This is a genomic window from Mesorhizobium sp. M7A.F.Ca.CA.003.01.2.1 (assembly GCF_003998945.1).
GTDB lineage: Bacteria > Pseudomonadota > Alphaproteobacteria > Rhizobiales > Rhizobiaceae > Mesorhizobium > Mesorhizobium ciceri.
The window spans coordinates 1-628 of the sequence record NZ_RZRA01001555.1; the positions used below are offsets into that span (position 1 = coordinate 1).

General features: G+C 63.2%; 1 pseudogene. It reads left to right on the plus strand.

The annotated features are described in order from the left end of the window. Window positions 1–447, plus strand: a pseudogene (locus EN969_RS34150) (glycosyl transferase family A); the annotation flags it as partial. Window positions 448–628 lie beyond the last annotated feature (181 nt).

The following is a 628-nucleotide window of genomic DNA, read 5'->3' on the forward strand; positions in this document are numbered from 1 at the left end:
GACTATGAACTCTACGCCCGCGCGGTCGCATGCGGGGCGCGGTTCAAGGTCATTCGCTCCTGCGGCTACGGCGCCATCGTCCGCGCCGATTCCCTGAGCGGCCGCCACAAGACCCAGGACTTGAAGCGTTTGGCCGATGCGGATCTGGCGCTGCTGGCGATCGACAGCCTGCCGGAAGGCTCGAAGGCGGTGCTGCGGCGGCATGAACGGCACGTGCGCGACAAATATCGGCTGCGTAATTTCCTTGACGTCAAGGCCGAGCGGGGGCTGGGCTCGGCTGCGGCTTACGCCTTCGCCAGCCTGTCCAACCTCGTCCCCATCGTCCAGGGCGTGGCTTCCGACAAGCTCGAGGCGCTGTTTCGTCGTGTCGGCCTTGTGTCCAGCCAAAAGCCTGTGCCGCCGCTGCGCTTTCTGATGGCCGGAACCAGCACGGGCAAGGAACGCTGAGAGCGGTCCCGATGCAGCGATTTGTCCACTCGCGGCATGTCATCACGCAAACCATTTCGGTCGGATTTATGAGTTTACGAATTGGGTGGTTGCCTCGCGGCTCCGACGATGGCAGTCTATGTTGCGGTGCAGCATAGTGGACGACCAGCCGAACTTGGCCCCCGATCGGATTGGTCTGATG